This is a genomic window from Rhizobium sp. CC-YZS058 (assembly GCF_034720595.1).
Classification (GTDB): domain Bacteria; phylum Pseudomonadota; class Alphaproteobacteria; order Rhizobiales; family Rhizobiaceae; genus Ferranicluibacter.
Genome location: NZ_JAYESJ010000001.1, coordinates 2,265,030 through 2,278,662 on the forward strand (window position 1 = coordinate 2,265,030; position 13,633 = coordinate 2,278,662).

Below are 13,633 nucleotides of genomic sequence, written 5' to 3' on the forward strand. Positions count from 1 at the left end.
CCGCTCAGCCCTTCATCGTATTGACGTCTTCGACCGCGATGGAGCCGCGGTTGCGATAGAAGACGACGAGGATCGCAAGACCGATCGCGGCTTCGGCGGCCGCGACGGTGAGAATGAACAGGGCAAAGACCTGGCCGGTGATGTCGTTCAGGAACGACGAGAAGGCCACCATGTTGATGTTGACGGCGAGCAGGATCAGCTCAACCGACATCAGGATGACGATGATGTTCTTCCGGTTCAGGAAAATGCCGAAGACGCCGAGCGTGAAGAGGATGGCGCTGACGGTCAGATAATGGGCGATGCCGATTTCCATGGGGTGTTCTGTCCTTGACCTTCAGTGCCGCTCACACGCCCTGCCCGGGCTTGACCTTGACCACCTCGACCGCAGTCGCCGGTGCGCGGGCGACCTGGACCGAGATGTTCTGGCGCTTGATGTTCTGGCGATGACGCAGCGTCAAGACGATGGCGCCGATCATGGCGACCAGCAGCACGAGGCCGGCGATCTGGAAGTAGTAAATGTAGTGGGTGTAGATCACGTCGCCGAGCGCGGCGGTGTTGGTCCGTTCGCTCACCGGCGGGATCGGCATCGACACGGTGCTTGCGATTTCCGGCGAGATCGCGCTGCCGGCCACGACAATGATCAGCTCGGCCGCGAGGATCAGTCCGATCAGCGCACCGACGGGCGCATATTCCATCACTCCCGAGCGCAGCTGCGTGAAGTCGATGTCGAGCATCATGACGACGAAGAGGAAGAGGACCGCGACGGCGCCGATATAGACGACCAGCAGGATCATCGCCAGGAACTCCGCCCCGGTCAGCAGGAAGAGGCCGGCCGAGTTGAAGAAGGTGAGGATGAGGAACAGGACCGAATAGACCGGGTTCCTGGCCGAAATCACCATGAACGCCGAAGCGACGGCGATGAAGGCGAAAAGATAGAAGAAGAGAGTCTGCAGACCCATGACCGGTGCCTTTTTCGTCTTGCCCGAAAGCGCGGCCAGGACGGTCGCGCTCCGGCCGACCGGATGGTGCACCCGGCCGACGTTCGATGCTTAAAGTCTCTCGCGCCTCTCGGCGCCGATCGTCCCCGCCGCCCGGCGCCACAGCGCCGCAGGCGGCCCCCGCGAAACGCCCTTAGCGGTAGGGCGCGTCCATGGCGATGTTGCGCGCGAGTTCGCGCTCCCACCGGTCGCCATTCGCCAGCAGGCGGGCCTTGTCGTAGTAGAGTTCTTCGCGCGTCTCGGTCGAGAACTCGAAGTTCGGCCCCTCGACGATGGCATCCACCGGGCAGGCTTCCTGGCAGAAGCCGCAATAGATGCACTTCACCATGTCGATGTCGTAGCGCACGGTGCGGCGCGTGCCGTCATTGCGGCGCGGGCCGGCTTCGATGGTGATCGCCTGGGCAGGACAGATCGCCTCGCAGAGCTTGCAGGCGATGCAGCGCTCTTCGCCGTTCGGATAGCGGCGCAGCGCATGCTCGCCACGGAAACGCGGCGAGGTCGGGCCTTTCTCGAACGGGTAGTTCACGGTTGCCTTGGGCGAGAAGAAATAGCGCATGGAGAGAAAGAATGCGCCGACGAATTCCTTCAGGAACAGTGAGCTGACGGCTTGTGTAAGACCGGCCATCATTGACCTCCGAATGAGCCGGCAGAACCGGCGACTGACGCGAAGCGGGCGAAGGGGCGCATCACGCCCATCCACCGAGCTTCAGCGTGACTGCGACGAGAAAGACCATGACGAGCGAGAGCGGAAGGAAGACCTTCCAGCCGAGACGCATCAGCTGGTCGTAGCGGTAGCGCGGCACGAAAGCCTTGACCATGGCGAACATGAAGAAGACCAGCGCGGATTTGAGCACGAACCAGATGATGCCCGGAACCCAGTTCAGGAACCACACATCGACCGGAGGCAGCCAGCCGCCGAGGAACAGGATCGTGGTGAGCGCGCACATCAGGCAGATGGCGGCATACTCGCCGAGCATGAACATCATATAGGGCGTCGAGCCGTATTCCACCATGAAGCCGGCCACGAGTTCCGATTCCGCTTCCACGAGATCGAAGGGCGGGCGGTTCGTCTCGGCGAGTGCGGAGATGAAGAACACGATGAACATCGGGAACAGCGGCAGCCAGTACCAGTCGAGGAAGGAGCCCGGCAGGCCCATCATCGTGCCAAGACCGTCGCGCTGGGAATTGACGATATCCGTCAGGTTCAGCGACCCGACGCAGAGCAGCACGGTGACGATGACGAAGCCGATCGAGACTTCATAGGACACCATCTGCGCGGCCGAGCGCAGCGCCGACAGGAAGGGATATTTCGAGTTCGATGCCCAGCCGCCCATGATGATGCCGTAAACCTCGAGCGAGGAGATGGCGAGCACATAGAGAATGCCGACATTGATGTTGGCCATCACCCAATTGTCATTGAGCGGAACCACGGCCCAGGCCGCGAGCGCCAAGGTGACCGATACCAGCGGTGCCAGCAGGAACAACACCTTGTTGGCGCCGGCCGGGATCACCGGTTCCTTGACGACGAACTTCAAAAGATCGGCGAAGGACTGGAAAAGCCCGAAGGGACCCACCACGTTCGGTCCACGGCGCAGCTGCACCGCGGCCCAGATCTTGCGGTCCGCGAGCAGAATATAGGCGATGAAGATCAACAGAGCGACCAGCAGCAGCAGCGACTGGCCGATCATGATCAGTGTCGGCACGACATAGGTCGAGAAGAAGCCGTCCATGATATCCTAATCCCTCGCGCTTATTCCGCGGCAGCTTTGAAATTGTTGCGCGCCAGGGCCGAGCATTCGGCCATGACGGCGGAAGCGCGCGCTATCGGGTTCGTCAAATAGAAGTCTTTCACCGGCGACGCAAACGCGGATTTGACCATCTCACCGGCTTTTTGTGCGAGTGCGGCAATTTCGTCCGCCGCCGTGCGATCACCCACCGTCGGGATCTCGTCGACGGCAGCAAAATGCGGGTACTCCACATAGAGACGACGGCGCAGATCGGCGAGCGAATCGAAGGGGAGACGCTTGCCGAGCACGTCGGAAAGCGCACGCAGGATCGCCCAGTCTTCCTTGGCATCGCCCGGCGCGAAGCCGGCGCGGTTGCCCATCTGCACCCGGCCTTCGGTATTGACCCAGGTGCCGGATTTTTCGGTATAGGCGGCGGCAGGCAGGATCACATCGGCGCCATGGGCGCCGTTGTCGCCGTGCGAGCCGATATAGACCGTAAAGCCGGCCGTCTTGCCGGAAAAATCGAGCTCATCGGCGCCCAGCAGGAACAGCACGTCGGTTCCGGTCAGCATCTGCGCGGCCGTCTGGCCACCCGCGCCCGGCACGAAGCCGAGATCGAGCGCCCCGACACGGGACGCCGCAGTGTGCAGAACGGCCAGGCCGTTCCACTCGCCCGTCACCGCACCGATCGCACCGGCAAGCTTGGCGATGGCGGCGAGAACGGAGCCACCCCCCTCGCCTGCCAGTGCGCCCTGGCCGATGATGATCATCGGGCGCTGAGCCTTGGACAGAACCTCGGCGAAGCTGCCGCGGCCGGCAATCAGTTCGCCGAGCGTATCCGTGCCGGCGCCGAGATAGTCATAGGCGTAGCGCAGTTCCGAAGGTTCGCCGATCACGCCGATCGGGAAATTGCCCATGCGGAAACGCTTGCGGATGCGGGCATTGAGAACGGAGGCCTCGAAACGCGGATTGGAGCCGACGATCAGCAGGGCATCAGCATTTTCAATGCCCTGGATGGTCGGGTTGAAGAGATAGGTCGAGCGGCCGAGCGCTGGATCCAGCGCCACGCCATCCTGCCGGCAGTCGAGATTGGTGGAGCCGAGCGCCGTCATCAGCGACTTCAGCGCATAGAGCTCCTCGACCGAAGCGAGGTCGCCGGCGATCGCGCCGATCCGGTCGCCGCTGGTTTTCGAAACCGCCGCCTTGATGGCGCCGAAGGCTTCGCCCCAGCTCGCCGGCTGCAGACGACCGTCCTTCTTCACATAGGGCCGGTCGAGACGCTGGGTCTTCAGACCATCCCAGATGAAGCGGGTCTTGTCGGAGATCCACTCCTCGTTGATCTCCTCGTTGACGCGCGGCATGATGCGCATCACTTCGCGACCGCGCGTATCGACGCGGATCGCCGAGCCGACGGCGTCCATGACGTCGATCGATTCGGTCTTGCCGAGTTCCCAGGGGCGTGCGTTGAAGGCATAGGGCTTCGAGGTCAGCGCGCCGACCGGGCAGAGATCGACCACATTGCCCTGCAGCTCCGAGGTCATCGCCTGTTCGAGATAGGTGGTGATTTCGGCATCCTCGCCGCGGCCGATCAGGCCGAGCTCGGCGATCCCAGCCACTTCCGTGGTGAAGCGGACGCAGCGCGTGCAGTGGATGCAACGGTTCATCACCGTCTTGACCAGCGGGCCGATATACTTGTCTTCCACCGCCCGCTTGTTCTCATGATAGCGCGTGGAATCGACGCCGAAGGCCATGGCCTGGTCCTGCAGGTCGCACTCGCCGCCCTGGTCGCAGATCGGGCAATCCAGCGGGTGGTTGATCAGCAGGAATTCCATCACGCCTTCACGGGCCTTCTTGACCATCGGCGTGGTCGTGAAGACTTCCGGCGCTTCGCCATTCGGACCCGGGCGCAGGTCGCGCACGCCCATGGCGCAGGAGGCTGCCGGCTTCGGCGGCCCGCCCTTCACCTCGATCAGACACATGCGACAATTGCCGGCGACAGACAGCCGCTCGTGGAAACAGAAGCGCGGAACCTCGGCGCCGGCTTCCTCGCATGCTTGTAGCAGCGTGAAATGATCCGGAACCTCGATTTCTTTTCCGTCGACTTTCAGCTTAGCCATCGTCCTACTCAGTCCTGTGCTTGATCCGCATGGCGCAATGCCGGGGATCGATCCTGTCGGGCCGGAGACCCTGTGAGGCGCGGCACGCCGCGCCCCTCTCATCCTCACTCAGCCCCGTGACAGGGCCTTTGCCTGCTCTACCCAGCGATCCCGGGCAATACGGCCGGGAATGCCGAGCGCGGCGTCGAAACGCCGAATATCTTCTTCGGTCCAGGCGGCGATGTCGGCGAACCGGGTGACGCCCAGCCCTTTCAGCACCTGTTCCAGCTTCGGGCCCACGCCTCCGATCCGCTTGAGATCGTCGACCTTGGCCTTCCGGCTTCTCGCCGGCTTTTCGCTTGCACCCTCCCCTTTCGGGGCTTTTGCCACGGCGGGCGCCACCGCCATCATCGCGTCCGCCGCCGGCTGAACCGGCCTAACCGCCGGCTGCGACAGCTTGGCGACGCCGGGCTCCGCCACGCAGGCAACAGCAGCAACCGGTGCTGCCGGCTGCACCTCCGGGTGAACGGCCTCGGCTGCGCGCGCCGCCTGGCTCGCGCCGGCCCGCTCCGCCTGTTCGGCCAGAGCGTCGGCTGCGGCCTTTGCCCGCTCCGCTTCGGCCACCGCCTGTTTGGCAGCTTCCTCGGCAGCTCCGGCAGCCTTCGTCGCCGCCTCGACCATTCCCTGCATTGCGCCGAGCATAAATCCGGCGAAATGGCTCGTCATTCCAAAGCCGACAGCCGTGGCCGCCGCCATGGCAGCCGTCGGGTTCTTCATCAGGGGAGGAAAGGATCCGAGATCCTTGAACCAACGGGCGGCATCCTGCGCAAAGTCATGATCCGCGCTCTCTGCCTCCGCTGTCCGGCCTGTCTGGTCGCTGGTGTCGGGGTTCTGCGCATCGGAGACTGACATGGACTGTTCCTTCTGTTGTCCCTGCTCTGCAGGACGGACGAGACTGTCTACTTGCCTTCCTCTCGAACGCCCGCTCCACACTTTCCGCGTTCACCCCGGGCGTTTCCCTCGCCCTCGGGCATATCACCCGTTCGTGAAGAACTCCAGCCTCGCGACCCCGAACAGTGCTCCCTTTTGCCCCTTACTCCGCAGCCTGCAGAACCGCGCCGTGGCTGCTTGCGTTGCGCGTGTATTCGTCGATCCGCTTTTCCATTTCCGGGCGGAAGTTACGGATCAGGCCCTGGATCGGCCAGGCGGCCGCATCCCCCAGCGCGCAGATCGTGTGGCCTTCCACCTGCTTCGTCACGTCGAACAGCATGTCGATCTCGCGCTTCTGCGCGCGACCCTGCACCATGCGCTCCATGACCCGCATCATCCAGCCCGTGCCTTCGCGGCAGGGGGTGCACTGGCCACAGCTCTCGTGCTTGTAGAAAGCCGCAAGCCGCCAGATCGCCTTGATGATGTCCGTCGAGCGATCCATGACGATGACGGCCGCCGTGCCGAAGGAGGACTTCACCTCGCGCATGCCGTCGAAATCCATCGGCGCATCGGCGATGTCTTCGGCCTTCACGACCGGACAGGACGAGCCGCCGGGGATGACGGCGAGCAGATTGTCCCAGCCGCCGCGAATGCCACCGCAATGGCGCTCGATCAGCTCGCGGAAGGGAATGCCCATGGCTTCTTCCACCGTGCAGGGCTTGTTGACATGGCCGGAGACCATGAACAGCTTCGTGCCGACATTGTTCGGACGGCCGATGGCCGAGAACCAGCCGGCGCCGCGGCGCAGGATGGTCGGCGCGACCGCGATCGATTCGACATTGTTGACCGTCGTCGGGCAGCCATAGAGGCCCATATTGGCCGGGAACGGCGGCTTCAGGCGCGGCTGGCCTTTTTTGCCTTCCAGGCTCTCGAGCAGCGCGGTCTCTTCGCCGCAGATATAGGCGCCGGCGCCATGGTGGACGAAGATCTCCATGTCCCAGCCGAGCTTGTTGTTCGCGCCGAGCAGGCCTGCATCATAGCATTCGTCGATCGCCGCCTGCAGGGCCTCGCGCTCGCGCATATATTCGCCGCGCACATAGATATAGGCGGCATGCGCGCCCATGGCGAAGCTCGCGATCACGCAGCCTTCGATCAGCGTATGCGGATCGTGACGCATGATGTCGCGGTCCTTGCAGGTGCCGGGCTCCGACTCATCCGCATTGACGACGAGGTAATGCGGGCGGCCGTCGCTCTCCTTCGGCATGAAGGACCATTTCAGACCGGTCGGGAAGCCAGCGCCGCCGCGGCCGCGAAGGCCGGAAGCCTTCATCTCGTTGATGATCCAGTCGCGGCCCTTCTCCAGGATCTGTTTCGTCCCGTCCCAGTGGCCACGCGCCATGGCGCCCTTCAGCGACTTGTCGTGCAGGCCGTAGAGATTGGTGAAGATGCGATCTTTATCGTCTAGCATGGCTTAATCCGCCGGTTCTTCGATGATGTCGAGGCGCGTTTCGATGCGCGTGATACGCCGCTCCAGGCGGCCGAGCGAGTGATAGATGTTGGCAATATCGGTTTGCGTCGCGCTCACACCGAGAGACAAGCCCTGAATTTGCGAAGAGAGTGATCCAAGCCGAACGTCAATTTCGCCCAACTTGTGCTCTACATTGGACATTCTTCCTTGAATGCCTTTCAGCACTTCGTAGATCAGATCGTTTGAAACCTCGGCCATCACCGCCCCGTCCTCAGGCTTTCCCGTCCGTCTTCTTGTCCGTGTCCGCGGCCGGGTGGTTCAAGCCGGAGCTGGCCGGGGCCACCGTCGGCTCGGGCTTGCCGGTGTCGGCGTTGCCGCCTTCGCTCTTGGCATTCGCCGCCGCTTCGCCCTTTGCCGTATGCGGCGTCTTCATCGTCGGGTTCGTCTCGGCATCCGTGCTCTTCGGCCGGCCAGCCTCCGATGGCGGAACGGCCGCGCCCTCGGTGCCGGAGGCCGGCGCCGCCGCTTCGGTCACCTGGTTGCGCTGCGGCTTCGGCTCGGTGGTCAGCGTCGTCAGGCCGTCGATCGGTGCGGAATAGACCCGCTCGATCTGCGGGCCGGGCGTGATCTCGGCGCCACGGCCGGCCTCGAACGCATCGATGATCTGCTCAAGCCGCTCGACCGTCAGATCCTCATAGCTGTCCTTGAAGATCATCACCATCGGCGCATTGACGCAGGCGCCCTGACATTCGACCTCTTCCCAGGAGAGCGTGCCGCTCTCGTTCTGGTGCAGGGGCTCGGGATGGATCTTGCGTTTGCAGAGGCTGATCAGCTCTTCCGAGCCGCGCAGCATGCAGGGCGTCGTGCCGCAAACCTGCACATGCGCCCGTGTCCCGATCGGCTTGAGCTGGAACTGGGTGTAGAAGGTCGCAACCTCGAGCACGCGGATATAGGGCATGGCCAGCATGTCCGCGACGGTCTCGATGGCGGCCTTGGTGACCCAGCCATCCTGTTCCTGGGCCCGCATCAGGAGCGGGATGACCGCCGACTGCTGGCGTCCCGCGGGATATTTGCGGATCGTGGCTTCGGCCCAGCTGGAATTGGCTTCGCTGAAGGCAAAGCCGGTCGGCTGGACATTCTCATCGGCTAGACGACGAACGGACATTCTTCCCGCACCCTAACTCTAGTGTCTCGCGCTGAAGCGCAGGCCGGACGCACCCTGCGTCTCGGCAGATGAATGGATGGCATCGCCGGCGGTGCTGCCGCTCGAGCGGCCTGCAGCCTCGGCGAGCAGCCGGTCCAGCGCCACGATGACGGAGCGGCGCGCGGCTTCCATGCGGCGCGCCATCAGCGGTCGACCTCGCCGAAGACGATGTCGAGCGAGCCGAGAATGGCCGACACGTCGGCAAGCTGGTGCCCGCGACAGATATGGTCCATGGCCTGCAGATGCGCATAGCCCGGCGCCCGGATCTTGCAGCGATAAGGCTTGTTGGTGCCGTCGGAAACGACATAGACGCCAAACTCGCCCTTCGGCGCCTCGACAGCCGCATAAACCTCACCGGCCGGTACGTGATAGCCTTCCGTATAGAGCTTGAAGTGGTGGATCAGCGCTTCCATCGAGCGCTTCATCTCGCCCCGCTTCGGCGGCACGACCTTCCCATCGAGCGAGGAGACCGGGCCGACCTTGGCATCGCCCAGCAGCCGGTTCACGCACTGGCGCATGATCTTGGCGGATTCGCGCATTTCGATCATGCGGATCAGGTAGCGGTCGTAGCAGTCGCCGTTCTTGCCGATCGGAATGTCGAAATCCATGTCGGCATAGCATTCATAGGGCTGCGACTTGCGCAGGTCCCAGGCGGCACCCGAGCCGCGGACCATGACGCCCGAGAAGCCCCATTCCCAGCACTCCTTGAGGCTGACCACGCCGATATCGACGTTGCGCTGCTTGAAGATGCGGTTGCCGGTCAAGAGCTCGTCGATATCGTCGACGGTCTTCAGGAACGGGTCGATCCACTTGCCGATGTCCTCGACGAGCTCGTGCGGCAGGTCCTGGTGGACGCCGCCCGGACGGAAATAGGCGGCGTGCATGCGCGCGCCCGAGGCACGCTCGTAGAACACCATCAGCTTCTCGCGCTCCTCGAAGCCCCAGAGCGGCGGCGTCAGCGCGCCGACGTCCATGGCCTGCGTCGTCACGTTCAGGAGATGCGAGAGGATACGGCCGATTTCCGAATAGAGGACGCGGATCAGCTGGCCGCGGATCGGCACTTCCGTGCCCGTCAGCCGCTCGACGGCAAGCGCGAAGGCGTGCTCCTGGTTCATCGGCGCGACATAATCGAGCCGGTCGAAATAGGGCACGGCCTGGAGATAGGTCTTCGCCTCGATCAGCTTCTCGGTCCCGCGATGCAGAAGCCCGATATGCGGATCGACCCGCTCGACGATCTCCCCGTCCAACTCCAGCACCAACCGCAACACGCCATGGGCGGCGGGGTGCTGGGGGCCGAAGTTGATGTTGAAGTTGCGGATATTGTGTTCGTTCATGTGCGTGCTCCGCAGTGATCAGTAAGCAGTGAGCAGTGATCAGTTCCTTGCGACATAATCATTCCTCTCTCTGCTTGCGCTCGATAGCGCGGATCAGACCACTGATCATTCTTCCATTCTCTTCGCATTTGCCGAGCAGCGGATCACAGTCGGCTTCCGCCAAGAGACCCACGCGCGAGGCTATAATCAGATGCGTTTCCAGTTCCTTCAGGGAACCCTGCGCGATCTTCAGAAACTGAATGAACCCGCTTCGACTTTCCCTTCCGTAGCCCTCAGCAATATTCGCCGCAATCGAAACGGATGAGCGCCGTATCTGGCTGGTCATCCCGAACAGCTCCGATCTCGGAAGGGTCTGGGTCAGGTCGTAGCATTCAATGCTGATATCGATGGCCAACTGCCAGACCTTCAAATCGCGATAGGATGCGATCCTTTCCCCGCCCAAGACCGTCCGTCACCTCTTCTCTTGCTGTCCCTGCTTACTGCTCACCGATCACCGCTCACTTATTCCCCTTCTCATCCCCCGGCAGCACATAATCCGTGCCTTCCCAGGGGGAGAGAAAGTCGAAGTTGCGGAATTCCTGTTTCAGTTCGACGGGCTCATAGACAACCCGCTTGGCTTCGTCGTTGTAGCGCACTTCCACATAGCCGGTCAGCGGGAAGTCCTTGCGCAGCGGATAGCCCTCGAACCCGTAGTCGGTGAGGATGCGGCGCAGGTCCGGGTGGCCGGTGAAGAGGATGCCATACATGTCGTAGGCTTCGCGCTCGAACCAGTCGGCCCCGGGAAAAAGGCCGCAGAGCGAGGGAACCGGCTCGTCTTCCGCCGTCGCGACCTTGACGCGGATGCGCAGGTTCTGCTTCGGCGAGAGGAAGTGGTAGACGACGTCGAAGCGCTCAGCGCGGCCCGGGTAATCGACGCCGCAGACATCGATGATCGAGATGAAGCCGCAGCGCGGATCGTCGCGCAGGAAGGCGATCAGCTCGAGAAGCGTCTCGCCGCGGGTCTCCAGCGTCAGCTCGCCATAGGCGAAGGTCGCTTCGGTGATCAGGCCGCCGCGGCTTTCGCGAATATAGGTGGCAAGGCTGTTCAGAGCGTCGCTCATGTCGTGTCCTTGATTGTCGTTGACCGGAGCGGGACAGTCCGCCGCCGCGCCTTACCGGACAGGGCCGACCCCGGCCCTCCCCTGCCTCATGAAACCCGAGCGCCGGATCAGCGCTCGATCGTTCCCGTCCGGCGAATCTTCTTCTGCAGCATCAGCACGCCGTAAAGCAGCGCTTCCGCCGTCGGAGGACAGCCCGGAACATAGATATCCACCGGCACGACGCGATCGCAGCCGCGCACCACCGAATAGGAATAGTGGTAGTAGCCGCCGCCATTCGCGCAGGAGCCCATCGAAATGACGTAGCGCGGCTCCGGCATCTGGTCATAGACCTTGCGCAGCGCCGGCGCCATCTTGTTGGTCAGCGTGCCGGCGACGATCATCACGTCCGACTGGCGCGGCGAGGCGCGCGGCGCGAAACCGAAGCGCTCGGCGTCGTAGCGCGGCATGGACATCTGCATCATCTCGACCGCGCAGCAGGCGAGACCGAAGGTCATCCACATCAGCGAACCGGTCCGGGCCCAGTTGATCAGCTCGTCGGTCGAGGTGACCAGAAAGCCCTTGTCGGCGAGCTCGTTGTTGATCTCGCCGAAGAACGGGTCGTTGGCGCCGAGCGGCTTGCCGGTGTTGGGATCGATGATCCCCTTCGGCGCCGGCGAGACCAGCGTGCCGGTGGTGTTCGTGGTTGCTACTCCCATTCGAGCGCTCCCTTCTTCCATTCATAGATGAAGCCGATGGTCAGCACGAAGAGGAAGGCCATCATCGACCAGAAGCCGAACCAGCCCATGCCCTTGAAGGCGACAGCCCAGGGGAAGAGGAAGGCCACTTCGAGATCGAAGATGATGAAGAGGATCGACACCAGATAGAAGCGGATGTCGAACTTCATGCGTGCATCGTCAAAGGCATTGAATCCGCACTCATAGGCGGAGAGCTTCTCGGAGTCGGGCGCCTTGAAGGCGACCGCAAAGGGCGCTGCCAGCAGCGCCAGGCCGATCACGAGAGAGATGCCGATGAAGATCGCGATCGGGATATAGGAACCGAGAAGGTCTGTCATGGTCTTGTTCCCTGCCTGCAGGGTCGCCAGAGGATCGATGTCCCGAAGCGCGGGATCCGGGGAGGATGGATCCTGAAAGCCTGCCGGCCGAAAGATGTTGCGATAGCGAAGTCGTTAGCGCAGCCCGCGCCACCGCGCAAGCCTTGCCGGATGTTTTCACCGCTCTCACGAAGAGGGTGACAATGTTCGGGAATTCCGCATCGGCGATCCGTCCGGGAAAAGCCCCGTAAAGGTTCGGTCAGAGCCTATTTCGGTGCGCGTGAAGCGTTCTTCAATGCTGACGGACAAAAGGTCGCAGTCCGCGACCTGCTCCCGATCGAAAGTCGACCGGTATTCGTTTCGTAGAAGAAGAGAGAGAGTGAAATGGCGCGAGTGACGGGGCTCGAACCCGCGACCTCCGGCGTGACAGGCCGGCACTCTAACCGACTGAGCTACACCCGCGCATTGTCCGGAAAGTCATGGCCGTTGGCCCCGCTTTCCGTGTCGATCAGCGTTGCGCCGTTCGATGAGCGGCTGATTACGGGGTTCTCCGGAGAGTGTCAAGCGCGCCTCGAGACAAAATGATGACGAAGCGAATTTTCTTACCGACCGAATACAGGAAACGACCGGCCAGTGCCGCCCCCTCGCCCAACTGATCGGTTTTTCTGTTTTAAAACAGAAGCTTGCAGTATCTTCCTTTTTCCACAGCGGTCGAAGCTGCTCCGGACGCACACGCTGAAGGCGCTTGGTCGCCGGATTTCGCAGCCGGGAATCCCGCATTTGCAGGGAAAAATTCTGCACCTCGAAATTTTTGCCGAAAAGGTCTGCCGAAGGGCTTGCGCTTGGCCGCGGAACTGAATAGATCACGGCCACCAACGCGGGCGGGCGATTAGCTCAGTTGGTAGAGCGCCTCGTTTACACCGAGGATGTCGGGAGTTCGAGTCTCTCATCGCCCACCAAACCTTCCCCCTTCTCTGCATTGTTCTATTGGCGGTACCTCTGCGCGTAGAGGCCCACTCCCTGGCACAGCAGGCCCCAGCTCGGGGCCGGCGTATCGCCGAGGTGGCGGATCATGGCTGAGAGTGGCGGCGCGTCGTTCTCATCCGGGTTCGGAACAGGCTCCTCGTCAGGCAGTCGGTCCGGCTGCGGCTCGCCGATCGGCGGCACCGGCGGAAGTCCCGGCACAGGTCCGGGAGGAGGCTCGCGGCCGGGGACGGGACCTGGTTCTGCGGGAAGCGGGCTCATGGACGTGTCCTTTCCTTACTGAACGAAAAGCGGCTGTGGCGTCTGTGTCTCTATGCGCCGAGGTCAGTGCTGCGCTTCGGCGCGGCGCATCGGCATGGAATCGATCCGCGCGAAAATCTCGTCCGGCGGCGTGACATGGTCGTTTCGCAGTTTGATGCTGCCATCCTTGCCGACCAGCACCAGACTGAAGAAGCCCGGCGCGACGTCGCAATCGGCGCGGATTGCCTCGGCACTCAGCTCATCGGCGGCACCATAGAGGCCGCGAACGAGGCCGCCAGCGATTTCCAGAACCACGAGATCGCGCTCGCGCAACGCATCCGGCCGGGCAAGAAGCAGGCTCGCCTGCCGGCCTGCCTCCGTTCCCTCCTCGTCGGAGAAGATGATGAGCACGCGGCTGCGCCATTCATAATCCTTCAGGCTCGCGCCCTGCTGCTCCGGGTCGACACCGACGCCGAGCACTTCCGTCACCAGTGACTTGAACATCGTCCCTCTCCTTCTCAA

The 13,633-nt window shown here is 62.9% G+C and carries 16 protein-coding genes and 2 tRNA genes; 1 reads left to right on the top strand and 17 read right to left on the bottom strand.

Annotation, left to right across the window (positions count from 1 at the left end):
* Positions 1-4: 4 nt before the first annotated feature.
* The 16 genes from nuoK to U8330_RS10950 form a co-directional block, all read right to left on the bottom strand.
* Entirely contained in the window at positions 5-313 is a 309-nt protein-coding gene (gene nuoK, locus U8330_RS10875) for an NADH-quinone oxidoreductase subunit NuoK (protein ID WP_323105302.1), read from the bottom strand.
* Positions 314-344: 31 nt separating this feature from the next.
* Positions 345-959, bottom strand: coding sequence for an NADH-quinone oxidoreductase subunit J (locus U8330_RS10880; protein WP_323105303.1), 615 nt, complete (start codon positions 957-959; stop codon positions 345-347).
* Between the two features lie 172 nt (positions 960-1,131).
* Positions 1,132-1,623, bottom strand: coding sequence for an NADH-quinone oxidoreductase subunit NuoI (gene nuoI / locus U8330_RS10885; RefSeq protein WP_323107254.1), 492 nt, complete (start codon positions 1,621-1,623; stop codon positions 1,132-1,134).
* 61 nt (positions 1,624-1,684) lie between these two features.
* On the bottom strand, positions 1,685-2,728 hold the full coding sequence (gene nuoH, locus U8330_RS10890; RefSeq protein WP_323105304.1) for an NADH-quinone oxidoreductase subunit NuoH: 1,044 nt from the start codon (positions 2,726-2,728) through the stop codon (positions 1,685-1,687).
* 20 nt (positions 2,729-2,748) lie between these two features.
* Entirely contained in the window at positions 2,749-4,842 is a 2,094-nt protein-coding gene (gene nuoG, locus U8330_RS10895) for an NADH-quinone oxidoreductase subunit NuoG (RefSeq protein WP_323105305.1), read from the bottom strand.
* Between the two features lie 108 nt (positions 4,843-4,950).
* Complete coding sequence (locus U8330_RS10900; protein ID WP_323105306.1) at positions 4,951-5,733, bottom strand: 5' DNA nuclease; 783 nt, start codon at positions 5,731-5,733, stop codon at positions 4,951-4,953.
* Between the two features lie 181 nt (positions 5,734-5,914).
* Positions 5,915-7,219 carry an NADH-quinone oxidoreductase subunit NuoF gene (gene nuoF, locus U8330_RS10905; protein ID WP_323105307.1) on the bottom strand — a complete coding sequence of 435 codons (1,305 nt, stop codon included), beginning with the start codon at positions 7,217-7,219 and terminating at the stop codon, positions 5,915-5,917.
* A 3-nt stretch (positions 7,220-7,222) separates the two neighbouring features.
* The gene (locus U8330_RS10910) at positions 7,223-7,477 is read right to left on the bottom strand and encodes a hypothetical protein (protein WP_323105308.1); all 255 of its coding nucleotides are present in this window, start codon (positions 7,475-7,477) and stop codon (positions 7,223-7,225) included.
* Between the two features lie 13 nt (positions 7,478-7,490).
* Positions 7,491-8,384 (bottom strand): NADH-quinone oxidoreductase subunit NuoE, encoded by an 894-nt coding sequence (gene nuoE / locus U8330_RS10915; protein ID WP_416236842.1) that lies wholly within the window; start codon positions 8,382-8,384, stop codon positions 7,491-7,493.
* Positions 8,385-8,402: 18 nt separating this feature from the next.
* Complete coding sequence (locus tag U8330_RS10920) at positions 8,403-8,567, bottom strand: hypothetical protein (protein ID WP_323105309.1); 165 nt, start codon at positions 8,565-8,567, stop codon at positions 8,403-8,405.
* Positions 8,567-9,757 (bottom strand): NADH-quinone oxidoreductase subunit D, encoded by a 1,191-nt coding sequence (locus U8330_RS10925; RefSeq protein WP_323105310.1) that lies wholly within the window; start codon positions 9,755-9,757, stop codon positions 8,567-8,569. The genes U8330_RS10920 and U8330_RS10925 overlap by 1 nt, the downstream gene beginning before the upstream one ends.
* 58 nt (positions 9,758-9,815) lie before the next feature.
* Positions 9,816-10,199, bottom strand: a complete 384-nt coding sequence (locus U8330_RS10930) for a four helix bundle protein (RefSeq protein ID WP_323105311.1) — start codon at positions 10,197-10,199, stop codon at positions 9,816-9,818.
* A gap of 55 nt (positions 10,200-10,254) precedes the next feature.
* The gene (locus tag U8330_RS10935) at positions 10,255-10,857 is read right to left on the bottom strand and encodes an NADH-quinone oxidoreductase subunit C (RefSeq protein WP_323105312.1); all 603 of its coding nucleotides are present in this window, start codon (positions 10,855-10,857) and stop codon (positions 10,255-10,257) included.
* Between the two features lie 107 nt (positions 10,858-10,964).
* Positions 10,965-11,552 carry an NADH-quinone oxidoreductase subunit B gene (locus U8330_RS10940; protein ID WP_323105313.1) on the bottom strand — a complete coding sequence of 196 codons (588 nt, stop codon included), beginning with the start codon at positions 11,550-11,552 and terminating at the stop codon, positions 10,965-10,967.
* Positions 11,543-11,908, bottom strand: coding sequence for an NADH-quinone oxidoreductase subunit A (locus U8330_RS10945; protein ID WP_323105314.1), 366 nt, complete (start codon positions 11,906-11,908; stop codon positions 11,543-11,545). The genes U8330_RS10940 and U8330_RS10945 overlap by 10 nt, the downstream gene beginning before the upstream one ends.
* Positions 11,909-12,272: 364 nt before the next feature.
* Positions 12,273-12,349 (bottom strand) — tRNA-Asp (locus U8330_RS10950).
* Positions 12,350-12,770: 421 nt separating this feature from the next.
* On the opposite strand from U8330_RS10950, the gene U8330_RS10955 reads away from it, so the two are divergent.
* Positions 12,771-12,846: transfer RNA gene (locus U8330_RS10955), tRNA-Val, on the top strand.
* A gap of 349 nt (positions 12,847-13,195) precedes the next feature.
* Here the strand turns inward: U8330_RS10955 and U8330_RS10960 are convergent.
* Positions 13,196-13,615 carry a DUF4174 domain-containing protein gene (locus U8330_RS10960; RefSeq protein ID WP_323105315.1) on the bottom strand — a complete coding sequence of 140 codons (420 nt, stop codon included), beginning with the start codon at positions 13,613-13,615 and terminating at the stop codon, positions 13,196-13,198.
* Positions 13,616-13,633 lie beyond the last annotated feature (18 nt).